Below are 24,892 nucleotides of genomic sequence, written 5' to 3' on the forward strand. Positions count from 1 at the left end.
GAGCTGTGAAAATCGAGCATTTCGAAGAATTACTGGATCAGTATGGCTGGGATTTGACTTCCTGGCCCGAGGCTCTGCGCCGGGATGCGAATATTCTTATCGCAAATGATCCCCGTGCTGCCGAACTACACCGATCTTTGCGTGCCGTTGAAGATATCCTTGCCGATGATCCTGTCTTGATGGGCAAGCACAAGGCGATTGATGATATCTTTGATGCCATTGAAGCCATTGAAGCTTCTGAGCAAGCGGCTGCATCTGATACGGCGGCGGTTCATGTCGAAGAAGAAAGTCCTTTCCAGGTACTTGATGATCGTCCCAAATCCCGCAGGCATGTCTCCGCAGCAAGTGCTGCACCGACGGGGGATGGCCCCGCACGCAAAACTTATCCGACCACCGTTTCTGTTTCACCGACATCCTCTGCGATTGCCAAGGACAGTACAAACCATGCTGCGCGCAAGGATGGCACTATTGCCTGGTTGGGCGGGCGTGTCTTTTCCCTGACTGGCATGGCGGTTTGTGTTCTCGCTGGCTTTGTTTTTGGCGTCACTCTGACAATCGAACAAGGGCATCAGGAAACGGCCACAGCCGAAGAAGCCCAATTGAGTGAGCTGCTTGAAAGGCATGTTTATTCACTTGAGCAGCTATCGCCCGGCGCGGGTTCTGACGTGCGCCTTTATCACAGGGAGGCTGACCGATGACTTTTGCGTTTCGTCGGGTGTCCTCTATGCGCAAAGTGATGTTGGCATCGCTGGCAGTGAACCTGTTTCTGGTTGGTGCGTTTGCCGGTACGCTTGTGACGGGTCTTCCTGTTTTCCATAATTTCATGCCGCCACCTCCACCACCAGAATTTGATAATCCTACCGAACCCCCAAGCATCCGGTTGCTGAGGGCAATTCGTAGCAGGTTGAGTCCAGAAGGAAAGGCGATCTTCGATAGCGAATTTGATCCTGTCATTTCGAAGATCAGTGAACGCCAAAACCCGAGGCTTCTTGAGGCTGCTTTAAAGGATGTTTTAGCAGATCCAAATGTAACGGATGCAGAGATCCGCAAAGCTTACGCCGAACTTAAAAATGCGGTTCGCAACGATCTTAGTGTGGTGCTTGATCACATGGCCAATGTGACGGTCAAACTTTCACAAGAGGACCGGGAAAAGATGACATTGATCCGTCCGCCCAGCCCGCCGCCACATACACAATAATTCAAATTTTTCAAAGGGATGCATCAGCATCCCTTTTTTGTTTTTCAATAATCTACTTTTCCAACGCCAGTTTTCGCCAAACCGCCCGTGTAAAGAACAATAGCGCCTTTAACCGTTCTTGCCCGGAGTTGGTGATGAGTTATCTCGGTAGCCTGACATACGATAGTCTGACATCGGCAACGTCTTCGTCGAGCAGCAGTACGACGTCCACGTCTTCAACGACAAGTGATGACTCGACCTACGAGACATATATGACGTTGCTGCTGACGACGTTGGAGAATCAGGATCCGACTGATCCTGAAGATGTCTCGGAAATCACAACTCAATTGGCAACCTTTGAACAGCTTGAGCTGGCTGAGGAGAACAACTCTCTTCTCTCAAACCTTTCAGAAGCGCTGACTGCTTTGCAGGGAGTTGTCGACGACAGCGCGGCCCAAGCTTATCTGGGAACTGATATTGTTGCTGTGGGAGACACAGCACCGCTCGAGGACAGTGAAGCCGAATGGTACTACGTGCTCGAGGACGATGCTTCGAGTGTAACGCTCAGCGTCACCGACGAGGATGGCAATGTTGTTTACGAAACAACGGAAGCCGGATCGGAAGGCTCGAACAGTTTTGTTTGGGATGGCACCACCGATAGCGGTGAGACGCTGAGTTCAGGGACTTATACCCTGTCGGTTAGTGCCATTGATTCCGATGGTAACTCTATCTCATCCGAAACTTTGATGACCGGTGTTGTGTCAGCAATCGACCTCACTGGCGATGAAGCTGTGCTGTATGTGAACGGGGTCGATATTTCGATCTCGGACGTGCAGGGCACGCAAACAGTTTCCTGAAATGAAGGATTAAGAACATGAGTCTCAATAGTGCTCTGAACTCAGCCGTGCTTGGCTTGAATGCACAATCCACATCACTGAGCGTCATTTCAGGAAACATCGCCAACAGTGAAACCACCGGTTACAAGAGTAGCACGACGGCTTTTTCTTCTCTTGTGACCAACCCGGGATCGTCGACACAGGGTAACTCCAACGGCGTTACCACGACGACGCTGACCAATATCTCAACGCAAGGCTTGATCGAGGCCGATAGCTCGGCGACCAGTCTCGCGATTTCAGGTGATGGTTACTTTGTTGTCACGGATGCCAGCGGGGACACCTTTTACACCCGTGCGGGTGATTTTTTGGCAGATTCTGAAGGCAACCTTGTCAATAGTTCCGGCTATTACCTGATGGGGTATGCGCTCGACGAGGACGGAAACCCAGCATCAGGAACTGTGCCAACAAGTACTGCGGCACTGACAACGATCAACCTTGAGAACCTGACCGGTACGGCAGAGGCAACGACAGAAACCTCCATCGTGGCCAATCTGCCGGCAGATGCAGATGTCGGTGATGATTTCTCCGTCGATGTCGAGATTTTTGACAGCCTCGGGACCAGTCATACGGTCACATACACCTACACAAAAACCGCCGCAAATGAATGGGAAGTAGACTATTCCGACCCGGTTTTGACTTCGGACGGAACCACGGTGACCGGTACATCTTCGGGTGGCCCGCTGACGATTACCTTTAACTCGGACGGCGAACTTGAATCGATTGAGGATTCTGGTGGTACAGATGTGACTGACAGTGCCACCCTGACCATTACGGGATGGACCACTGGTGCTTCTGATAGCTCCATCGTTACTGATTTCGGGACAGCCGGTGCCAGCGATGGCCTCCAGCAATATGCCTCTGACGAGGAAGACGGGGATATGACCCTTTATTCCGTCGATCAGGATGGCTCGAACTATAGTGAAATTGCCGAGATCAACATTTCGGATGACGGTGTTGTGTCGGTGACCTACGAAAATGGTGTTAGTGAACCTGTCTATCAGGTTGTCCTGGCAGACTTCACCAATGCCGACGGTCTCACAGCCTACAGCGATACGGTTTACCGCGAGAGCAACACGTCGGGCAGCTATGTCCTGAAGACGCCCGGTGATGGTGGTACGGGGACGATTTCTTCCTATTCATTGGAAAGCTCCACGGTCGATAGCACCACGGAATTTTCACGCATGATTGTCGCGCAGCAGGCGTATTCCGCCGCCGCCCAGGTCATTTCAACGACCAGCGACATGTATGACACCCTCATTTCGTCGGTTAACTAAGGAAACGTTTTCATGACCGTCCAAGCACCAGTGATGCCACGCGACAGCGACAAAATTACCGAAGTCATGAATCGTTTATCTGACTTGCTGGATGTCGAATGGCGCATTCTGGAACAGGCAAAATACGATCTGCTGCCAGACATTACGCAGGAAAAGAATGCGCTTGAAGATGAGCTGCATGGTGAGATTGCGGCCCAGCGCAAGGAAAGCAGCGGCAATCCATTGGCCGGGTTGATCCTGGATATTGAAAAGGTCAATGATCTGCGCGGAAAGCTGAACCGAAACAATATTCGCCTGAAAGCAAAGCGTGAAGCATGTCTGAAGCGCATTCGTGCCGGATGGGCGGCAACCGCATCGGAGGAGACACCGTCCTACAATCAGGATGGCAATGTCCGTGGTGGTATTCATCAGCGCATTCTGAGCATCAAAATGTGATTGGAATGTCAGCCGCGTGGGGAAACGACGCGGGGGCTAAATACACATTTCAGCTAAACAGGTCCGAAACATGTCTATCCGTGCTGCACAAACTGCCGCGTTAAGTGCCTTGCAGACAAGCCAGGCCGGGATCAGTGTGTCTTCGGAGAACATTGCCAATGCTTCTGTTGAGGGTTACACCGCCAAATCGACCAGCACTGCGAGTAGTGTTACAGCTGGCGCGACAACCGGGGTTACGATCACCTCGGTCGGATCAGACGTAGACAGTTATTTATTGAAATCAATCAGTGAAGCGGCATCTGAGAGCGGGTATGCCTCAGTGTTTTCGACACCGCTTGAAACAGTCTCGAGTGCCTTTGGGGATATTGGTGATGATGGCGCAATTTCGACCCTGATTACCGTTCTCGAAACATCATTTGCAGCTTTGGCTGTAAGTCCCGATAGCCAGTCAGCAAAATCGACAGTTCTCAGTTCTGCTGAAGCCGTGGCCGATGAGTTGAACAGTCTGTCAGCGACCGTTCAGGACCAGCGAGCCAGTGCAGACCAGTCGATTGAGGACACCGTCAATCAGATCAATGAACTGCTTTATAAAATTGATTCCTACAACAAGCAGCTTAGCGGAACAACTGACTCGACCCTTTCCAGTAGTGAATTGAACGACGCTCGTGCACAGGCAATCAATGACCTGTCGGAGTTGGTGGATATTTCCTATTACACGGACTCATCGAACAACACGAACATCTACATTGGCGGCACACTTGTTGTCGGCAGTCAGGTGCAGGAGCTTTCCTATAATGCAGCGGGGTCGGTGAATGCGGACACCAACTTTGCGGATGTGACCGTAAACGGGCAATCGATTTCAGACGACATTTCGGGTGGCGAACTTGGCGGGTTGATAGAGCTGCGCGACGAGACTTTGCCCGATATTCAGGCAGAACTCGACAATCTTGCTGTTACCCTCATGGATGCTTTGAACGAAGTCTCAAACCTCGGAACCGCATATCCGCCGCCTCGCGATCTGACTGGGACAACCCAAACGGATTTGACCGACACCTTTTCCGGGACCGGAACGGTGCGCCTCGTCGCAACGGATGATGACGGTAATGCCGTCGAGATCGTCGATATTGACCTCACGACAATTACAACGGTTCAGGACCTTGTCGACGAGATTAATGCCTCTGGCAACTTAACTGCGTCTGTTAACACGGACGGAACGTTAACGATCGCAACAACTGACGACGATTACGGGGTTTCGATCGTCAATATGGATGCCGAAGTGGGAGCCGATGCAGAAGGGTTTTCGGCCTACTTCGGATTGAATGACATGTTTGAAGGCACAGATGCGGGCAACATTTCTCTGAACGCCGATTGGGATGACGATAGCAGCAGGCTGCCGGTTGGAACTGGATCGGATGATGCTGGGCTGGCGGCCGGCGATAGTGTGATTTCATCATCAAGTTCAGACATCACCGAGGCGCTTGCCGACATATTCGACGAGAACATCAGTTATTCGGATGCAGGAAATCTTGGCTCGACCAAAACGACTTTTTCTGACTATGGAGCTGAGATTTTATCAGATGTCGCTCAACAGGCATCGGCTGCGGATACTGAAGCGAGTGTTTCATTGGAAGCATATGAGGACCTGGTTGAGACATTTTCAAATAATTACGGTGTCAATACCGACGAAGAAGCTTTGACGCTGAGTAATCTTGAAAGCGCCTATGAGGCGGCGGCAGCTGTCTTGGAAATCACCCAGTCGCTCATGGATACGCTGCTTGAGGCTGTGCGATAAGGGAAATAGCCATGAGAGTTTCAACAGCTGCAATGCAACAAAATATGTTGAGCCAAATCCGTTCGGTGCAAACGCAACTTGCGGATGCAACAGAGCAATCAAGTACTGGCAAGATTGCCGGCTCAAACTCCGGCGTGTCGGAAAACTCCTATCTGATTGCAACCCTGAGTGCCGAGGTTTCGCAAGCAGCAGCCTACAGTGAAATTGCTGAGGAAATTCAGGGGCGGGTTGAAGTTTACTATTCGACCCTCAATGATATGGTTGATGTTCTGACCGATATGACTGCAGATATTTCTGCGGGTTTGAGTACCGGTACCGAGAACTCATATGGCATCGCCGAGTCAGCCACAGCCGCGTTGGAAACCTTCGCATCCTTGCTCAATACCGAATATGAAGGCCGTTACATCTATGCGGGTTCAGCGACTGATAGCGAACCCGTCGACGTCAGTGCGGCGGCTTACCCGGCCAAAACAAGTCCGACGACAGCCGATACGTCCTACTATTCTGGCAACAGCGACATTGCGTCTGCAAAGGTGGCGGATGGTACGACCATCGAATATGGGATAACGGCAGATAACGAAACATTCGAGAACGCCTTGCGTGCCCTCAATCTTGCTGCCAATGCCTCTACCGATCCGGTTGATGAAGTGGCATTGCAAGAGGCGGCCGAGCTTCTCGAAGCAGCCGTAGCCGGTATCTCGGAGCTGCAAAATCAAGTTTCCTATACGCAGGACAAGCTGGAAAACATCATCGACATGCATACGGACTTTCAACTGACGGCGGAAGCCACGGTCAGCAACCTGACGGATGTAGACCTTGCCGAAGCGGTCGTGACACTTGAAACCCTCTCAATGCAGCTTGAAGCATCCTACTCCGTCACGGCACAGATGACGGATCTGTCACTGTTTGATTATCTGCGTTAGGTCGCTTCCTCGCCTTGAGCTCCTGAAAATGCAGCCGTTGTTAGCCTGCCTGACGTGAGACAAATCGGTGTCTGCACGTGCTTGCTTGTTCTTCTTGCTCGTAGCTAAACGTCTGAGAGCGAGACTCTTACTCCGCTTGTCGCCGACTGGGCGATTGCGTGAATGACTTTTTCGAATTCGTAGGCGTGTTCGAAATCCGGGTATGGGGTGCTGTTGTCGCGGATCGCGCGAAGGAGTGCGGTGGCTTCGATGACTTTGAGGTCGTTAAAGCCAAGTTGGTGTCCCGGTGCCGGGCAGAATTCGCCGTAGGGCGGGTGGGCCGGGCCGGTCAGGATTGTGGTGAAGCCTTGCTGTGCCTTGTCGCCTGAATTGCGGAAGAGCTGCAGCTCGTTCATGCGTTCCTGATCAAAGCAGATCATCCCCTTGGTGCCGTGAACTTCCCATGCCAGTCGGTTTTTGCGACCCCATGCCGACCGCGATGTTGAAAGACTGCCTTGTGCGCCATTGGCGAACCGGACCAAGGCCGATGCCGTATCCTCGTTTTCAACCTTTGCCCGACCGGTTCCGTCCGAGAGCGGGCGCGTGGCGTGCACGGTTTGCATGTCGGCAATCAGGCTTTCGATCGGGCCAGCAATGCCATATGCCATGGAAACAAGGTGGCAGCCCATATCCCCCAGCGCCCCAAGACCGGCATCGGCAAGTTTCGCCCGCCAGGTCCAGGGAAGGTCCGGATCGGCCTGATAGTCCTCATCGACCCAGCCGCGGAAATGGACGATGTCACCAATCTCGCCTTCTTGTACAAGCCGGCAGGCATGGGTGAAGGTCGGGTTTTTGATGTAGTTATAGCCGACCATGGTTTTCACACCCGCCTTACGGGCGGCATCGCGCATTTCGCGCGCCTGATCCAGCGTAAGTGCCAGTGGTTTTTCGCAATAGACATGCTTGCCAGCCTTGATCGCGGCAATCGCCATGTCGAAATGAAGCGCATTGGGTGTGGTGATCGAAACGATATCGACATCCGGATCAGAAATCAGCGAGGTCCAGTCAGACGTGCTTTTGGCAAAGCCAAACTGTTCGGCCATCTGTTTGGCCTTTTCTGCCGGAGTATCGCATAAAACCGCAAGGTGAGACTCCGGAACATTGCCCATAATCGCCCGTGCCGCGCCAAATGCCAGCGCATGCGCCTTGCCCATGAACCCCGTGCCAATCAGGCCAACACCCAGAGATTTCATTTGTTGGAACTCCTCACCTAGTCAAAATAGAATTTTTGTTCTATTTAATGGATGATCATGGAACGAACATTGCGTCAAGCAGAATCAAAAAAGGAAGAACAAACGCCATGAGTGATCAGACCGCACCTGTTTCGCTTGAGGAATTCAATCATCGCTTGGCCGAGATATCGGAAACCATGCCCAAAAGGCTCCGGCAATGTGCCGAGTATGTTGCGCAGAATACCGATCGTATCGCCGTCTCCACCGTCGCAGAGCTGTCTGCCGGGGCCGGCGTTCAGCCATCAGCCTTTATGCGATTCTGTCAGTTGATGGGGTTCACCGGGTTTTCGGAAATGCAGAAGATGTTTCGCGAGACCTATGCCCAGAAATGGCCAGACTACACCACCCGACTGGAGAATTTGCGGGCAACAGGGGACGATAGTCCGAGTGCCTTGTTAGCCGAGTTTGTCGAAGCCGGGCGATTATCCTTGGAAAATCTGGCATCGACGGTTGACCTCGAAACACTGGAAAAGGCAGTGGATGTCCTGGCGTCCGCCCCGATGATCCATGTTGTTGGATTCCGGCGTGCCTTCCCGGTCGCGAGTTACCTGTCCTACGCGTTCGAGAAGATGAACATTGCCGCGGTTTTGCATGACGGTGTGGGGAACCTCAATCCTCGTCACGCGATCCGCGAAGGCGACGTGGTGATCGCAATCACCTTTGCGCCCTATTCACAGGAAACGATCGATCTTGCCGCCTATGCGCATGACCTTGGAAACAAGGTCGTGGCGATCAGTGATGCGCCGAGCGGACCGATGCGCAAGACGGATGCCTTGATGCTGGCGGTGTCCGAGGTCGATGTCGGCGCGTTTCGCGCGCTGTCTGCGACAATCTCGTTGGCGATTGCCTTGGCGGTCTCGGTCGGTGCCAAGCGCGACAAGTTGAGCGATGGAAAATAAGTATTGAAAAACGAGAAAAATGGAATAAAAATTCCATAGTATGTTCGGTTATGGAACATGCATATCAGTAAAACGGGTGCGAGAGACATCCGCAAGATCATCCCGAAATCACCGTTCCACCGACCGGTCTGCCAGTAGATATCTACTGGCATTGGGTGAAGCGGGGTGATTGCCACCAGTCAAGGCGACGACGCCGAAGGGAAGGAACATCGGAATGCTTAAAATAGGTTTGCTGGGCGCAGGGCGTATCGGCCAGGTTCATGCGATCAATATCGTTGCCCATCCGCAAAGTGAACTGGTTGCGGTTTCAGACAAGTTTGATGAACCTGCCCAAAAGCTTGCGCAGTTGTATGGCTCCACCGTTCGCACCAATGAGGAAATCATTGCGGATCCGGCAATTGACGCCGTTCTGATCGCAACCTCGACCGATACGCATGCGGACCTGCTGGAAGCAGCAACGGCTGCGGGGAAGGCGGTACTATGTGAGAAGCCGGTGGATCTTGATCTTAAGCGTGCGCAGGATTGCCTCACGCGCTGTGAGCCATATGGCCGGCCGATCATGGTGGGCTTTAACCGCCGCTTTGATCCGAACTTCGCCAGTTTGAAGGCATCTTTTGACAAGGGCGAAATCGGCAAGGGTGAGTTGCTTTCAATCACGTCCTTTGATCCGGCACCGCCGCCGGTGAGTTATGTGAAGGTTTCAGGCGGTATCTTCCGCGATATGGCGATCCATGATTTCGATATGGCGTGCTGGATGTATGGCGCCTTGCCCGACAAGGTGACGGCCATCGGGTCAAGCATTGTCGATCCGGAAATTGGCAAGGCGGGCGATTTTGATACGGCGGTGACGACGCTTGAATTCTCAGGCGGGCGGATGGCTGTCATCAAAAACAGCCGCCGTGCGGCCTATGGCTACGACCAGCGGATCGAGTTTCTTGGCTCCGAAGGGTTGCTTGCGGCGCATAACGTTCTGGAAAACACGATTGAGAAAATTACCGCCAACGGTGCGACCAAGGCAAAGCCTGAGCATTTCTTCCTCGAGCGTTATGCCAAGGCCTACCAGATCGAATGGAACAGCTTCATTGAAGGCGTGAAGGGGGCGACACCGCTTCCTGTTACCCTGAAGGACGGGGTCAACGCCCTGGTGGTTGCCGAGGCAGCCGCACTTTCAGCGCGCGAAGGGCGCACAGTTGATGTTGCGGCAGAAATTCTCGCCTGATCACAGCCTATCCTGATTAGCAAAAGCGATAGACCGGCACAGCCCGTAAGCAGTGCCGGTTTTTCTTTGATGTAAAAACAAGTGGCTGCGAGTCGTTTGCAAAACTGAACAATAATACCCGTGATCGTCTTCAAGAAAGGATGGCAACGAGCCGTGCCATATTTTGCGATCGGGTCGGGTGAGGGGCAGTTTCAGGTGGTTTTGTGAACTTTTTCCTTGCCGGATCGGGTGGTATTTCGCAGCGCAATAGAAAAAAAATGTTGATTTAGGTAAAAAATAGAACAAAAATTCTATTCAACGGTTTCAGGGGCTCAGCTCACCAACGCCGATACAAGCAGTAAGGTCGCGTAAAGACGACTGGCTGCAGGAAGAACACATAAGCTCAATGGGAAAATCCCAACATTTAGCCGACTAGGGAGGCAACAGATGAAAAAGGCGCTTACTGCCATCGCGGCAGCAGCATTTGCATTTGCCGGTTTGTCCGCAACTGCATCCGCAGAAAATGAAAAATTTGTTCTGATCAGCCATGCACCGGATTCAGACAGCTGGTGGAACGTGATCAAGAACGCAATCCAGGTCGCAGGCGGCCAGATGGGTGCGGAAGTTGAATACCGTAACCCGCCGACCGGTGACCTTGCCGACATGGCGCGTATTGTCGAACAGGCTGCTGCGACCAATCCTGACGGCATTATCGTGACCATCGCTGACTTCAACGTCCTTAAAGGTCCGATCACCGATGCGGTGGATAAGGGCATTCCGGTCATCACCATCAACTCCGGCACGCAGGAGCAGTCCGAAGAACTCGGCGCGCTGATGCATGTTGGTCAGCCTGAATATGATGCCGGTTTTGGCGCAGGTAAACGTGCCGCAGCAGCCGGTGCAAAAAGCTTTGTCTGTGTGAACCACTACATCACCAACCCGGCGTCTGTTGAGCGTTGCCGTGGTTTCGCCGACGCCCTTGGTGTCGAGCTTGGCAGCCAGATGATTGATAGCGGTCAGGATCCGTCGGAAGTCAAAAACAAGGTCAGCGCGTACCTGAATGCCAACCAGGATGTTGATGCCGTCCTGACGCTGGGCCCGAACTCTGCCCATCCGACTCTTGCGGCCCTTCGTGATGCGGGTCTTGCCGGCGAGATCATGTTTGGCACGTTCGATCTGTCATCGGAGATTGCTGAAGCAATCAAAGCTGGTCAAATCAACTTTGCCATCGATCAGCAGCCGTATCTTCAGGGCTATCTTCCGGTCGTTATCCTGACCAACTATGCCCGTTATAGCGTCCTGCCGTCCGGTCATATCAACTCGGGTCCCGGGTTCATTACCAAGGACAACATCGCGCAGGTCGAAAAATACGCCGGCGAATATCGTTAAGACTTCCTCCCTCCAAGGGCGTGCCTTCGGCCGCCCTTGGCACCCACCCGTTTAGTTAAAAGAGTAATGCCATGTCGGACGAGCGGCTCAAGCAAGTCTCAGCCATTCGCCGTGCCATGATCAGGCCCGAACTCGGTGCGATCTGCGGTACGATCCTGGTCTTTGTTTTCTTCTTCATGATTGCCGGCGATAGCGGCATGTTTTCCCCGGAAGGCATCCAGAACTGGGGTGTCGTTTCGGCCCAGTTTGCGATTATCGCGGTTGGTGCCTGCCTGTTGATGATTGCGGGCGAATTCGATCTTTCGGTTGGATCGATGATCGGCTTTGCCGGGGTGGTGATTGCCATCCTGTCTGTTCAATGGGGCCTGCCGGTTTGGGTTTCGATTATTGCGGCCTTTATCGTCTGCACGGCACTGGGTGCCTTGAACGGTTTTCTGGTGATCAAAACCGGTTTGCCGAGCTTCATCGTGACGCTGGCGTTTTTGTATATTCTTCGTGGCCTGACCATCTGGCTTTCCATCCTGACCACACGACAGACCATTATCGGTGGCGTGAAGGAAGCGGCTGAAGGCGACCCGCTTGCCTGGTTGTTTGGCGGCGTGATCTTCAAGGGTTTCTTCCAGTGGCTTGGCGATATTGGTGTCATTGATACCTTTACCCGTGGTTCGCGCATGGGTCAGCCGGTTGTCGAAGGCCTGCCGATGCTGGTCATCTGGGCACTTGCACTTATTATTTTCGGTCATTGGCTTTTGACCAAAACGCGTTTCGGGAACTGGATTTTTGCCGCCGGTGGTGATGCGCAAGCCGCCCGTTATGTTGGCGTTCCGGTCAATCGCGTTAAAATCCTGATGTTCATGTTTACCGCATTTTGCGCCACCGTATTTGCGACCTGTCAGGTCATGGAATTCGGGTCGGCTGCGGCAGACCGTGGTTTGCTCAAGGAATTTGAAGCCATCATCTGTGTCGTCATTGGTGGCGCGCTTCTGACCGGTGGGTATGGTTCGGTCATCGGGGCGGCCTTGGGCGCGCTGATCTTTGGTGTTGTTCAGCAAGGATTGTTCTTTGCCGGTGCGGAAAGCTCGTTGTTCCGTGTGTTCCTTGGCGGCATTCTGATCTTTGCTGTCATCATGAATACCTATATCCGCCGCATGATTACGGGAGAACGGTGATGAGCACCCCTTTGATTGAAATGGACAGTATCGAAAAGCATTTCGGTCCGGTGATCGCGCTGGGCGGTGTTTCCTTCAACGTCATGGAAGGCGAATGTCACTGTCTTCTGGGGGATAACGGTGCTGGCAAGTCGACCTTCATCAAGACGATGTCGGGCGTTCACAAACCGACCAAGGGTGTCATGCGGGTCAGCGGTCAGGAAACGATGTTTGACAGTCCGCGTGACGCGATGGAAGCCGGAATTGCGACCGTATACCAGGATCTGGCGATGATCCCACTAATGTCGGTGACCCGGAACTTCTGGATGGGACGGGAGCCCCGCAAAAGCTTTGGCCCGTTCAAATGGATCGATTTCAAGCATGCGAATAAAGTTACCATGGATGAAATGTCATCGATGGGGATTAATCTGCGCGAACCCGAACAGGCGGTTGGCACACTTTCAGGCGGTGAGCGCCAAACTGTGGCAATCGCGCGTGCGGTCTATTTCGGCGCTAAAGTATTGATCCTTGATGAGCCGACATCGGCCCTTGGTGTACGCCAGACGTCAAATGTTCTGGCAACCATTGATCGGGTGCGCAAGGCCGGCATTGGCGTGATTTTCATTACCCATAACGTGCGCCATGCCATGGCGGTGGGCGACAGGTTTACGGTTTTGAACCGTGGTCAAACCCATGGCACGGCGAAACGTGGCGAAATCAAACCGGAAGAACTTCAAGACCTTATGGCGGGTGGTCAGGAACTGGCCGAGCTTGAAGGGTCGCTCGGAGGAACGATTTGATGAAGCAGCTTGATGTCATCACGATTGGACGGTCTTCTGTCGACCTGTATGGCGCCCAGATTGGCGGGCGCCTGGAAGACATGGCGTCGTTCAATAAATATATCGGCGGGTCGCCCACCAATATGGCCTGCGGGACTGCGCGGCTGGGGCTGAAATCTGCGCTTATCACCCGTGTCGGAGATGAGCATATGGGGCGCTTCATCCGCGAGAAGCTGGTAGCCGAAGGGGTGGATGTACAGGGTGTGATTACCGACCCCGAACGTCTGACCGCCCTTGTCATTCTTGGCGTGCGGGATCAGGAGCAATTCCCGCTGATTTTCTATCGCGAGAATTGCGCCGATATGGCGTTGTGCGAGGATGATATCGATCCCGATTTCATTGCCAGCGCACGCTGCGTCACGGTCACGGGAACGCATCTTTCCCATCCCAAAACACGTGCGGCCGTTTTAAAGGCCGTCAGGCTTGCGCGCGAAGCCGGGGCCAAGACGGCGCTCGATATTGATTACCGACCGAACCTTTGGGGACTGTCGGGGCACGGGGATGGTGAGAACCGCTTTATTGCCTCGGACGCGGTCACAAAAGAATTGCAGGCGACCCTGCATCTGTTTGATCTGATCGTCGGGACCGAAGAAGAATTCCATATTGCCGGTGGCGTGACCGACACGCTTGAAGCGCTTGAAAATGTTCGGGTGATTTCAAACGCGACGCTGGTTTGCAAGCGCGGACCCATGGGGGCTGTGGCGTTTTCGGACAAGATTGGCAAAAGCCTTGATGACGGTGTTTCCGGCCCGGGATTTGCCGTCGACGTGTTTAATGTTCTGGGGGCAGGCGATGGATTTATGTCCGGCCTTTTGAAGGGCTGGCTGAGTGATGAAGACTGGCAAACATCGCTGAAATACGCCAATGCCTGTGGGGCATTTGCGGTGTCACGTCATGGCTGTACACCTGCTTATCCGAGTTGGGATGAACTGCAGTTCTTCTTTGATCGCGGTATTAAAACCCCCGAACTGCGCCATGATGCCGAGCTGGAGCAAATCCACTGGTCGACCAACCGGACGGGCAGTTGGCCGGACATGCGGGTCTTTGCGTTTGATCACCGGATGCAGCTTGAAGACCTTGCCGATGAAGTTGGTGTTTCAAAGGATCGCATTGGACCATTCAAGGAACTGTGCCTGAATGCGGTTCGCACTGTTTCGGGTGGCAAGGAAGGCTATGGCATTCTGTGCGACCGGCGGCTTGGGCGTGATGCGCTTTATGCGGCGGCAGGAACCGGGCTTTGGATCGGGCGACCGGTTGAGTTACCGGGCTCGCGCCCGCTTGAGCTCGAAATCGGGCCTGATCTTGGCACGGACCTTCAGGAATGGCCAGTCGAGCATGTGGTCAAGGTTCTGTGTTTCTATCATCCTGACGATGACGACGAAACCAAGGCGGGTCAGGAAGCGACAATTCTGCGCCTTGCCGATGCGGCCCGTGGAAATGGTTTGGAATTCCTGCTTGAAGTTATTCCGTCAAAAGTTGGCGATTGTGATGATGCAACGACCGCCAAGGTGATCGAGCGTTTCTATGAAATCGGTGTTTATCCCGATTGGTGGAAGCTTGAGCCTATGAAATCGGATGCGGCATGGCGCAATGCCTGTGACGCCATTGCCAAAAATGATCCGTATTGTCGCGGGATCGTGGTGCTTGGTCTTGATGCGCCGGAGGCAGAGCTGGTCGAGAGCTTCGAAGTCGCAGCACGCTTTAACATGGTCAAAGGCTTTGCCGTTGGACGCACCATCTTTATCGATGTTGCACGCGACTGGATGCAAGGTACGATCACCGATGATCAGGCCGTTGCATCAATGGCCCAAAAATATGGCGTCCTGTGTGATACCTGGGATGCGGCACGCAAGAAATCGGGAGGAACGGCATGAAAACCGTTCGGTTAACCGCCGCCCAAGCCATGGTGCGGTATCTGAGTGTACAGCTCAATCATGACGGCGAAGACTTTTTCGGCGGCTGCTGGGCGATCTTTGGTCATGGCAATGTCGCCGGCATTGGCGAGGCCCTGCATGGTGCAGGAGATAGCTTCCCGACATGGCGCGGGCACAATGAACAGGGCATGGCGCATGCGGCAATTGCCTATGCCAAGGCGTCCAATCGCAAACGTGCCATGGCGGTTACGACATCCGTCGGGCCGGGTGCGACCAACATGGTGACGGCCGCGGCACTGGCGCATGTCAACCGTTTGCCGGTCCTGTTTATTCCCGGCGATATCTTTGCCAATCGTGCTCCGGATCCGGTTTTGCAGCAGGTCGAAGATTTTGGGGATGGTACGATTTCGGCCAATGACTGCTTCAAACCGGTCAGTCGGTATTTTGATCGTATCACCCGCCCCGAGCAGCTTTTGACAGCATTGCCACGGGCGATGGCGGTCCTGACAGATCCGGCCGATTGTGGTCCGGTGACCTTGGCATTTTGTCAGGATGTTCAGGCAGAAGCCTATGATTGGCCGGAAAGCTTCTTTGCGCCAAAGACATGGAAGCAACTGCGTCCGCGTGCAGATCTTGAACAGATTGAAGACGCGATTGCGGCGATCAGATCAGCGAAAAGCCCCTTGATCATTGCGGGCGGCGGCGTGCATTACGCCGGGGCATGTGATGATCTGCGCGATTTTGCCCATCGTCACAATATCCCGGTGGCCGAAACGCAAGCCGGGAAATCGGCCTTGCCGTGGGACGATAACCTGAACATGGGATCGATCGGTGTGACCGGGGCAAGCAGTGCCAACGCCATTGCCGAGGAAGCCGATCTGATCATTGCGGTGGGCACGCGCCTTCAGGATTTCACGACGGGTAGCTGGGCGCTGTTCAAGAACCCGGGGCGTCGGATTCTTTCGATCAACGTTGCGGCGTATGACGCGCGCAAACATGACGCAATTTCCGTCGTCGCTGATGCCAAGGTCACATTGGCGGAACTGACCAATGGCTTGAGCGGCTATCGCGCAGGCGCAGTCGACGCGGACCTGAAGAAAAGCTGGATTGATGCCATTGATGGTGTCACCGGAGCACCGACAGGTAACACGTTGCCAACCGATGCGCAGGTGATTGGGGCGGTTCAGCGCAGCACCGATGAAAATGCTATCGTTGTGTGTGCCGCGGGCGGCCTTCCGGGTGAGCTTCACAAGCTTTGGAACGCATCCCGACCCAATGGTTATCACGTTGAATATGGCTTCTCGTGCATGGGATACGAGATTGCCGGCGGCCTTGGCGTAAAGATGGCCTGCCCCGACCGCGACGTCGTCGTCATGGTCGGCGATGGGTCCTACATGATGATGAATTCCGAGCTCGCAACCAGTGTGATGCTTGGCCACAAGATCATTACCGTCATTCTTGATAACCGCGGATTTGGCTGCATCAACCGATTGCAGATGGCAACCGGCGGTGAAAGCTTCAACAACCTTCTCGATACCGCGCGCCATACTGTGCCGTCGGCCATTGACTTTACCGCGCATGCTGGCGCGATGGGGGCGATTGCCGAAAAGGTTTCCTCGATCGCCGAACTCGAAGCGGCCATGACCCGCGCCAAAGAAGCCGACCGATCCTATGCCATTGTGATTGATACCGATCCCTTGCCAAGCACCGAGGCGGGTGGCCATTGGTGGGACGTTGCCGTGCCGGAAGTATCGGTTCGCCCAACTGTCAATGAAGCCCGAAAAAATTACGAAGCCGCGCTGAAAAAGCAGCGCCCCGGAGATTAAGATCATGATCCTTTACGGTACCAACCCGATTGCCTGGTCCAATGATGATGACCAGACCCTTGGTGCAGAAATCAGCCTTGAAACCTGCTTGTCCGAAGCCGGAAAGATCGGATTTGATGGCATTGAAAAAGGCCACAAGATGCCGACCGAGCCTGCAGCGCTTAAGGCAGCGCTTGATCCGCATGGCCTGAAATTCATCTCGGGCTGGCATTCCCTTAATCTTCTGACGCATTCGGTTGAGGACGAGAAAAAGGCCATCCAGCCGCATCTCGATTTGCTGAAAGCCATGGGGTGCAAGGTTTGTATTGTCTGTGAAACGTCAAACGCCATTCACGGCAATGATGATGCTGCGCTAAATGACAGCCCGGTTCTGGCCGATGACCAGTGGGCGAAATTTGGTGCCGATGTCGAAGAAATCGCGGCTTACTGTGCCGATCAGGGGATTGATCTGGTCTATCACCACCACATGGGAACGATTGTTGAAACGGCCGATGAAATTCATGCTTTCATGGATAATACCGGTCTGAGAACCAAGCTTCTGCTTGATACCGGCCATGCGTGGTTCGGCGGTGCGGATCCGGAAGAGCTCGCCGCGCGTTACATGGACCGCGTGGGTCACATCCATTGCAAAAATGTCCGCCCAGCCATCAGCAAGCAGGTCCGTGAGCAGGGGCTTAGTTTCCTGGAAGGCGTGCGTCGGGGTGTGTTTACAGTTCCCGGTGATGCCGAGGGCGGCGTTGCGTTCGAGCCGGTTCTGAAAATAGCGGGCGAACACGGATATAGCGGTTGGTTGGTGATTGAAGCCGAACAGGACCCGAATGTTCGCAACCCGTTTGAGTATCAGTCTTTGGGGCTGAAATCCCTTCGCGACATGGCACGGAAAACCGGACTTGATAAAGGAGATGCCTGATGGCGGATCTGCTGCGAAAGCCAACTGGAACGACGGGCAAGGTCCACGACATTACGGCCGAAAGTGCCAATTGGGGCTATGTCGGGTTCGGGCTTTATCACCTTAAGGCTGGTGAAACTGCCGCCGAGGTGACGGGGGACCGCGAAGTCATTCTGGTGCTGGTCGAAGGCAAGGCCAATATTTCGGTCGGGGATCAGGATTTTGGTGAGCTTGGCAAACGGATGAATGTGTTTGAACGCATTCCCCCCGCCTGCGTTTACGCCCCGAATGACAGCGAATGGAATGCTGTGGCGACAACGGATTGCACGATCGGGGTTTGTACCGCGCCGGGCAAGGGCAACCATCCGGCGCGTGTGATCGAGAATATCGAACTCGTCGAACGTGGAAAGGGTGCCAATACCCGCTATATCCACCCGATTGCCATGGAAGAAAAAGACATTGCCGACAGTCTTCTGGTGACAGAGGTATTTACACCTCAAGGCAACTGGTCAAGCTATCCGCCGCACCGTCATGACGAGGATAACTATCCCGATATGACCTATCTTGAAGAAACCTATTACCATCGCCTCAATCCCAAGCAGGGCTTTGGTTTCCAGCGGGTCTTTACCGAAGATGGCGAACTTGATGAAACCATGGCGGTATCAGACGGTGACGTTGTGCTGGTGCCCAAGGGACATCATCCGTGTGGCAGCCCGTATGGCTATGAGATGTATTACCTCAATGTCATGGCCGGCCCGATGCGCAAATGGCGTTTCCAGAACCACCCGGATCACGACTGGATTTTCCAACGCGACAGTAAGTGAAGGCGTTGTTTGATCTAGGGTCAAGGAAATTGATGGATCAATATCCTGTTGGTGTTGTCACCAAGGTGGCTATCGGACATAGCGTCTCAAAGTTGGTTCTGAGTGCAAACAAACTGAGTAAGTCTGATCAGTCTCCGATCATCCGAACTATGTGGATGATCCTGCTGAGATACCAAATTTTGATGAATTGTGTTAAAGAGTAGGTCTGTCGAGAGCGACGATGGCCGACAGGAATGACATAGAGAGTTTTGCGCATTTCGTAAAATGTCATCTTTTGGGGCACCTGACATCTGTGATCTGAATCAGCTCCCAAGCGAGTTTCAAAATCTCACCCTTTACCAAACGCATTGGCCATTGATCGGGGCTTTTAATTTGACTCTGCAATGTTGCATCCCTAAATAAGAACAAATAGTGAACATTTGTTGTCTGGTGTGATGTTGACTGAGCGTCTTAATGAAGCCCGTGCTGCATTGATACGGGCGGAGAAAATATGCAGAGGCCCAAATGCCGGTTTTCCTGCTCAGGCCGGTCAGGTGGCTTCACATGCATTTGGCGCGATGCCGTTATCGTCAAATATCAACCTTGGCGGCATTGCCCTGTTCGGCTTGCATGAAGTGATCTGTGATCATGACGCTGGTGCATCATCGATTTTGGCATGGCATCTGGCTCAAATCGATCAGGGCAAACCGGAAGGAAAACCAGCAAGAAGGTCTGTTTTCTGGATCAGGCAGAGGCGGGCGATTGATCAGGGTGGGCTTTATCATCTGTCTTTGCCGATGCTTTCTGATGCCGGTGCCCAATCCTTGATGATGGTGGTTGATCAACAGGCAACAGCACTTTGGGCATGTGAAGAGGTCGCCAAATCGGGGCAGGTTGCATCCATCATACTGGAAACCACCGATTATGAACTGACGGCATCGCGACGTTTGCAACTGGCTTGTGAGGCCGCCGGAACACGGATGATTGTCATGCGCCGGGCTTCTCAGGGTAACCGCATAATGCCATCAAGCGCACTGACACGCTGGAAGATTGAACCAGCATCAGGTGCAGCACGAAACAGGACAGGGAATATCCATCACCTCAGCCTGATCGGGGGACGCGGGGTCCGACCGGGAAGCTGGAAAGTCAAAACCGATGCAACAACGTTTTCTTTATCTGTGGTTGCCCCACTGGAAAACCGACTGCCAGACCACAAGCCAAGAGATCGGTACGTCCAGGCCTGACCACCCCCGCCAACCGGGCGACGTAACACGATCAGAAAGCGGGTCGAAACGGGCGCCGCATGTGATTGCGCGCACAGACCACAAAGGTGTTTTTGTCTGTGGTTTGAACCGTTCTGCGCAAAATGCCGGGTTGCATGGTGGTATGCGGCTATCTGATGCGCGCAGTATTCTGCCTGATCTGCAAGACACGCCCGAAGATCCGGAACTCGTTGATCACCATCTGACACAACTGATCCGCCATATGGACCGATACAGCCCGTGGGTGGCCCCTGATCGAGACCTGCATACAAACAGCTTGATCGGGGATGGCGGGCTGTGGCTGGAAATCACCGGGGGCAGTCACCTGTTTGGGGGCGAGCCAGCCATGATCGAACAAATCTTGCGGGATATCAAAAGCCGTGGTCATGAAGCCCGGGTTGCCATTGCTGATACTGCCGCAGCCGCCTGGGCGGCGGCACGTTACCATCAAGGTGCTGTATCTGAACGCATTTTGTCTCTGCCTGCCGATCATGAAGTCGCTGCAAGATTTCCGGTGACAGCCCTGCGATTGTCTGATGACATCATCGTCCTGTTATCGCGGCTTGGCCTGAAACAGCTTGGGGATATCAATTCGTTACCGCGTGCCAATATCACTACCCGTATGGGGTCGGATGTCTTGCTGCGTCTGGATCAGTTTTATGGCCGTCTGCCCGAACATCTGAATTTCGAGCTGCCCGATGCGCCTTGGCTGATACGACAAAGCTTTGGCGAGCCATTGGGGAGTGCTGACAATCTGGCGCATGCGATTGAAAGCATGGTCGCCGATCTCTGTGCGAAGCTGCGCGATGAAAACCTTGGCCTGCGGCGTCTGATCGTTCGGTCCATCCGGGTCGATGGCCATGCCCATACCATCACGACCACCACAGGCACGCCCTGCCAATCCGAAAGCCATATCCTGCGATTGCTCGCGGAAAAGATGCCCGGGGTTGATACCGGTTTTGGCATCGAACAGGTTATTGTCTATGCCCCTTGGGTCGAACATGTCGCCTTTCGTCAGGTCCGTCTGGATCGCAAGCAGGATGACAGCAGCGATGCCATTGCGCTGGGCGAGTTGCTGGATCGCATTACCCATCATTTGGGCCCCAAGGACATTGTATATCGCCCGGCTCATCATGCCAGCCACCTGCCCGAACGGGCCGCCATCCGGCAATCGCCCACCGGGCCGATCAAACCGGCACGCATCGCTGATGCCCCGCTGCCCAAACGCCCGATCCGTCTGATTGACCCGCCTGAACCGGTCGATGTCATGGAGCGCAGTGCGAGTGGTGCCCCCACAAAACTACGCTGGCGCAAGATGCTGATTGATGTTCTGCGTGCCGACGGGCCAGAGCGCATCTGCCCGGAATGGTGGACCCATCTGGAGCGGGACAATTACGCCCTGTCGCACATGACACGCGATTATTTCCGCATCTGCGATCAGAAGGGTCGGTTGATCTGGCTGTTTCGCAGCGGCCATGCCGGGCAGGATAACTGGTCGGTCCATGGTTTATTTGCCGGATAACGCCATGACAAAACAAGTCACCCCCACTTGTGATACGGCCTATGCCGAACTGCATGTCAGCAGCAATTTTTCCTTCCTGCGCGGCGCATCGCATGCCGAGGAACTTGTCCTGACCGCCGCCACCAAGGGCCTGCATGCGATTGCGATGACCGACCACAACACGCTGGCCGGGGTGGTGCGCGGGCATACGGCACATCGCAATTATGCTGATCGCCTCAATTACATTGTTGGCTGCCGGCTTGATCCGATGGATGGGCCGTCCTTGCTGTGTTATCCGACCGACCGCGCATCCTATGCCCGACTGTGCCGGTTGCTTACCCTTGGCAAGCGCCGGGCACCCAAGGGATCGTGCGAGATATATCTCGCCGATATCGTCACGCACAGCGAAGGCTTGCTGTTTATCGCCGTCCCGCCCCAGGTCCCGGATGATGCCTTTCGCGCGGAGCTGATCAGTTTGAAATCACATTTCGACGGGCGGCTGTGGCTGGCCATCGGGCGGTTCATGGACGGGTTTGACAGCGAACGTCTTGAGTTTACCGAGGCGGTCGAGGCAGAGCTTGGCATTCCCGCCGTGGTCACCAATGACGTGCATATGCACCTTCGGTCGCGCAAACCATTGCAGGATGTCCTGACCTGCATTCGCCATCACTGCACGATTGAGGATGCCGGATACCGTTTGTTTCCCAATGGCGAACGTCACATCAAATCGCCGCGTGAAATGGCCCGCCTGTTCCCGGACCACCCGCACTGGATCACCCGCACCGTCGAGATTGCCGATCAATGTAGCTTCAGCCTGGATGAGCTGCGTTATGAATACCCCGATGAAAATGACGGATCAGGCGAAGGCACCCAGGAACGCCTGATCCGCCTGACCTGGGAAGGGGCACAGAAGCGCTATCCCGACGGGGTGCCGGACAAGGTCAAAAACCTGATCGAGACAGAGCTCAAGCTGATTGAGGAGCTGGGCTATGCCCCCTATTTCCTGACTGTGCATGACATTGTCGCCTTTGCCAGATCCAAGGGCATCCTCTGTCAGGGGCGCGGGTCGGCGGCCAACTCATCGGTGTGTTTTTGTTTGCATGTGACCTCGGTCGATCCCAACAAGGTGGAGTTACTGTTTTCGCGCTTCATCAGCAATGCGCGCAATGAGCCGCCTGATATCGATGTCGATTTTGAACATGAACGCCGCGAAGAGGTTATTCAGTTCATCTATGAACGCTATGGCCGCGACCGGGCCGGACTGACGGCAACCGTGATTTCATATCGATCGCGCAGTGCCATGCGCGATGTCGGCAAGGTTTTTGGCCTGTCGGAAGACACCATCGTCAAACTGACCAAAACCATCTGGGGATCAAGCAGCAAACCCGCCCATGATACCATGATGCGCCAGTCGGGCATTCATCCCGATGAGCCGCGCCTGAAGGCCGTTCTGGACCTTGCCGGGGAACTGACCGGTTTTCCCCGCCATCTGTCGCAACATGTTGGCGGCTTTGTCATTACCAGCGGACTGCTTTGTGAACTGTCGCCCATTGCCAATGCCGCCATGGCGGACCGCACCACCATTGAATGGGACAAGGATGACATTGATGCACTGGGTATCCTCAAGGTCGATATCTTGGCCCTTGGCATGCTGACCTGCATCCGAAAGGCATTGGATGAGCTGCGCACGCACAAAAACATTGATTACGATCTCGCCACCCTGCCCAAGGAAGACGTTGCCACCTATCGCATGCTGTCCAAGGCCGACAGTATCGGCACTTTTCAGGTGGAATCGCGCGCGCAAATGAGCATGCTGCCCCGCCTTAAGCCGCAAAGCATTTATGATCTAACCATTCAGGTCGCCATTGTCCGCCCAGGTCCCATTCAGGGCGGCATGGTCCATCCATTTTTGCAGCGGCGCATGGGACGCGAAAAGGTCGAATATCCATCTCCAGAACTCGAAGCCGTGCTTAAACGCACCTGCGGCGTGCCGCTGTTTCAGGAACAGGCGATGCAGATCGCCATTGTTGCTGCGGGCTATTCCGGGGGAGAGGCCGATAACCTCAGGCGGGCGATGGCGACTTTCAAACGCACTGGCACCATTGGTGAACACCGCACCAAATTCATCAATGGTATGCTTGCCAACGGTTATGACATGGAGTTTGCTGAGCGTTGTTTCAAGCAAATCGAAGGCTTTGCCGATTATGGTTTTCCCGAAAGCCATGCGGCGAGCTTTGCCATTCTGGCTTATGCGTCATCCTGGCTTAAATGCCATCACCCGGACGTGTTTTTATGCGCGCTTTTGAATTCGCAACCGATGGGCTTCTATGCCCCGGCACAACTGGTCAATGATGCGCGCAATCACGGCGTGCGCGTGCTTGAAATCGATATCAATCAGAGTTTCTGGGACAACAATCTGGAACGCGAACCGGGTCGCACGGCGGGATATCATGCCGTCCGTCTTGGGTTCCGTCAGATCAAGGGATTTGGCGAGCTTGATGCCCTTGCCCTGATTTCCAACCGGCCCGCCGGCGGATTTCAGGATGTCTATCTGATGGCACGCCAGACAGGCTTATCACCCGCTACCCTTGAAAAACTGGCCGAGGCCGATGCCTTCGGATCGCTTGGCCTATCACGACGCGAAGCCCTTTGGGCCGTACGACGTTTTGGCAAGGGGCGCAAGGCGCCAGCAAGCCTGCCCCTGTTTGAAGCGGCCCAGAACTTTAACCACAATATGGGTGTCTCGGCCGAGTTTGGCCCGGAGGCGCCAGTTGATTTGCCGATCATGGGTCCGGGCGAGGAAATTATCGAAGATTACGCCAGCCTGCGCTTGTCTCTAAAGGGGCACCCGATGAGCATGCTCCGCGATGCGCTTGGAGAAGCCGGTATCTGCAAGGCAAGTGATCTGTCTGCAATACGCGATGGAGAAAAGTTAACTCATGCAGGTCTTGCTATTGTCCGTCAGCGCCCGGGTACGGCATCGGGGGTAGTGTTCATCACACTGGAAGATGAAACGGGCATCACCAATCTGGTGGTCTGGAACAAGGTGATGGAAAAATATCGCCGTGAAATTATGACGGCAACTGTCCTTGGTGTTTCCGGAAAACTTCAACGTGAAGATGGTGTAACCCATATCATTGCTGACAAATTGGTTGACCTGACAGGAATGCTACAAGGTCTAACGGATAACACCAAAATTGCCCGTAGCAACCACAATCACCCGAGAAATCTGCGCTGGGCAAACGGGTTGGACAATTTGAGCCAATCACACTTATCAGAAACCCGGAAAGCACCAAAATTGAAAATCGACAGTCGCGATTTTCACTGAGCAGAAAGCTACGCCTTGTTTGGGGAGTATGGGGCAACAGTCATTAATGGTGTCTCCATATCAAACAGCCCTCAATGATTGAGAGCTTACTGAGAGGGCTTTATCGCCGGGTACGAGGCGCGAGCATTCGTATGCGTATTCGAATGACGATAGAAGTATTGAGTTAGG

General features: G+C 54.1%; 20 protein-coding genes. 19 read left to right on the plus strand and 1 reads right to left on the minus strand.

The features are described 5' to 3' along the window. Positions 1-5: 5 nt before the first annotated feature. The 7 genes from UF64_RS07190 to UF64_RS07220 all read left to right on the plus strand — a co-directional run bounded on the left by UF64_RS07190 (position 6) and on the right by UF64_RS07220 (position 6,497). Positions 6-698, plus strand: coding sequence for a hypothetical protein (locus UF64_RS07190; protein ID WP_044827911.1), 693 nt, complete (start codon positions 6-8; stop codon positions 696-698). Then, the gene (locus UF64_RS07195; protein ID WP_152630633.1) at positions 695-1,198 is read left to right on the plus strand and encodes a hypothetical protein; all 504 of its coding nucleotides are present in this window, start codon (positions 695-697) and stop codon (positions 1,196-1,198) included. The genes UF64_RS07190 and UF64_RS07195 overlap by 4 nt, the downstream gene beginning before the upstream one ends. 134 nt (positions 1,199-1,332) lie before the next feature. Beyond that, positions 1,333-2,034 (plus strand): flagellar hook assembly protein FlgD, encoded by a 702-nt coding sequence (locus UF64_RS07200; RefSeq protein ID WP_044827913.1) that lies wholly within the window; start codon positions 1,333-1,335, stop codon positions 2,032-2,034. A 17-nt stretch (positions 2,035-2,051) separates the two neighbouring features. After that, positions 2,052-3,347: a flagellar hook protein FlgE gene (flgE, locus tag UF64_RS07205; protein WP_044827914.1), complete on the plus strand. Its 1,296-nt coding sequence runs from the start codon at positions 2,052-2,054 to the stop codon at positions 3,345-3,347. 12 nt (positions 3,348-3,359) lie between these two features. After that, complete coding sequence (locus tag UF64_RS07210) at positions 3,360-3,782, plus strand: hypothetical protein (RefSeq protein ID WP_044827915.1); 423 nt, start codon at positions 3,360-3,362, stop codon at positions 3,780-3,782. A gap of 70 nt (positions 3,783-3,852) precedes the next feature. Beyond that, a complete protein-coding gene (gene flgK, locus UF64_RS07215) occupies positions 3,853-5,574 on the plus strand; it encodes a flagellar hook-associated protein FlgK (RefSeq protein ID WP_044827916.1) in 1,722 nt (573 codons plus the stop codon). An 11-nt stretch (positions 5,575-5,585) separates the two neighbouring features. After that, positions 5,586-6,497: a flagellin gene (locus UF64_RS07220; protein WP_044827917.1), complete on the plus strand. Its 912-nt coding sequence runs from the start codon at positions 5,586-5,588 to the stop codon at positions 6,495-6,497. Positions 6,498-6,601: 104 nt separating this feature from the next. Here the strand turns inward: UF64_RS07220 and UF64_RS07225 are convergent, their stop codons facing one another. Then, positions 6,602-7,729, minus strand: a complete 1,128-nt coding sequence (locus tag UF64_RS07225) for a Gfo/Idh/MocA family protein (RefSeq protein ID WP_044827918.1) — start codon at positions 7,727-7,729, stop codon at positions 6,602-6,604. Positions 7,730-7,836: 107 nt separating this feature from the next. On the opposite strand from UF64_RS07225, the gene UF64_RS07230 reads away from it, so the two are divergent. The 12 genes from UF64_RS07230 (at position 7,837) to UF64_RS07290 (ending at position 24,724) form a co-directional block, all read left to right on the plus strand. Further along, on the plus strand, positions 7,837-8,667 hold the full coding sequence (locus UF64_RS07230; RefSeq protein WP_044827919.1) for a MurR/RpiR family transcriptional regulator: 831 nt from the start codon (positions 7,837-7,839) through the stop codon (positions 8,665-8,667). Between the two features lie 214 nt (positions 8,668-8,881). Then, entirely contained in the window at positions 8,882-9,886 is a 1,005-nt protein-coding gene (gene iolG, locus UF64_RS07235) for an inositol 2-dehydrogenase (protein ID WP_044827920.1), read from the plus strand. A 426-nt stretch (positions 9,887-10,312) separates the two neighbouring features. Beyond that, positions 10,313-11,254 (plus strand): sugar ABC transporter substrate-binding protein, encoded by a 942-nt coding sequence (locus UF64_RS07240; protein WP_044827921.1) that lies wholly within the window; start codon positions 10,313-10,315, stop codon positions 11,252-11,254. Between the two features lie 71 nt (positions 11,255-11,325). Next, positions 11,326-12,423, plus strand: a complete 1,098-nt coding sequence (locus UF64_RS07245; protein ID WP_044827922.1) for an ABC transporter permease — start codon at positions 11,326-11,328, stop codon at positions 12,421-12,423. Continuing rightward, the gene (locus tag UF64_RS07250) at positions 12,423-13,202 is read left to right on the plus strand and encodes an ATP-binding cassette domain-containing protein (protein WP_044827923.1); all 780 of its coding nucleotides are present in this window, start codon (positions 12,423-12,425) and stop codon (positions 13,200-13,202) included. The genes UF64_RS07245 and UF64_RS07250 overlap by 1 nt, the downstream gene beginning before the upstream one ends. Next, positions 13,202-15,115, plus strand: coding sequence for a 5-dehydro-2-deoxygluconokinase (iolC, locus tag UF64_RS07255; RefSeq protein WP_044827924.1), 1,914 nt, complete (start codon positions 13,202-13,204; stop codon positions 15,113-15,115). The genes UF64_RS07250 and iolC overlap by 1 nt, the downstream gene beginning before the upstream one ends. Continuing rightward, entirely contained in the window at positions 15,112-16,941 is a 1,830-nt protein-coding gene (gene iolD, locus UF64_RS07260) for a 3D-(3,5/4)-trihydroxycyclohexane-1,2-dione acylhydrolase (decyclizing) (protein WP_044827925.1), read from the plus strand. The genes iolC and iolD overlap by 4 nt, the downstream gene beginning before the upstream one ends. A gap of 4 nt (positions 16,942-16,945) precedes the next feature. Continuing rightward, the gene (gene iolE / locus UF64_RS07265) at positions 16,946-17,851 is read left to right on the plus strand and encodes a myo-inosose-2 dehydratase (RefSeq protein ID WP_044827926.1); all 906 of its coding nucleotides are present in this window, start codon (positions 16,946-16,948) and stop codon (positions 17,849-17,851) included. Next, positions 17,851-18,654, plus strand: a complete 804-nt coding sequence (gene iolB, locus UF64_RS07270; protein ID WP_044827927.1) for a 5-deoxy-glucuronate isomerase — start codon at positions 17,851-17,853, stop codon at positions 18,652-18,654. Before iolE ends, iolB begins: the two co-directional genes overlap by 1 nt. 431 nt (positions 18,655-19,085) lie before the next feature. Beyond that, a complete protein-coding gene (locus tag UF64_RS07280) occupies positions 19,086-19,877 on the plus strand; it encodes an ImuA family protein (RefSeq protein ID WP_235285007.1) in 792 nt (263 codons plus the stop codon). Beyond that, positions 19,858-21,417: a DNA polymerase Y family protein gene (locus tag UF64_RS07285; RefSeq protein ID WP_369792944.1), complete on the plus strand. Its 1,560-nt coding sequence runs from the start codon at positions 19,858-19,860 to the stop codon at positions 21,415-21,417. Before UF64_RS07280 ends, UF64_RS07285 begins: the two co-directional genes overlap by 20 nt. A 4-nt stretch (positions 21,418-21,421) precedes the next feature. Then, positions 21,422-24,724 (plus strand): error-prone DNA polymerase, encoded by a 3,303-nt coding sequence (locus tag UF64_RS07290; RefSeq protein WP_044828225.1) that lies wholly within the window; start codon positions 21,422-21,424, stop codon positions 24,722-24,724. Positions 24,725-24,892 lie beyond the last annotated feature (168 nt).

Origin of the sequence: Thalassospira sp. HJ (assembly GCF_000948415.1) — a bacterium.
GTDB lineage: Bacteria > Pseudomonadota > Alphaproteobacteria > Rhodospirillales > Thalassospiraceae > Thalassospira.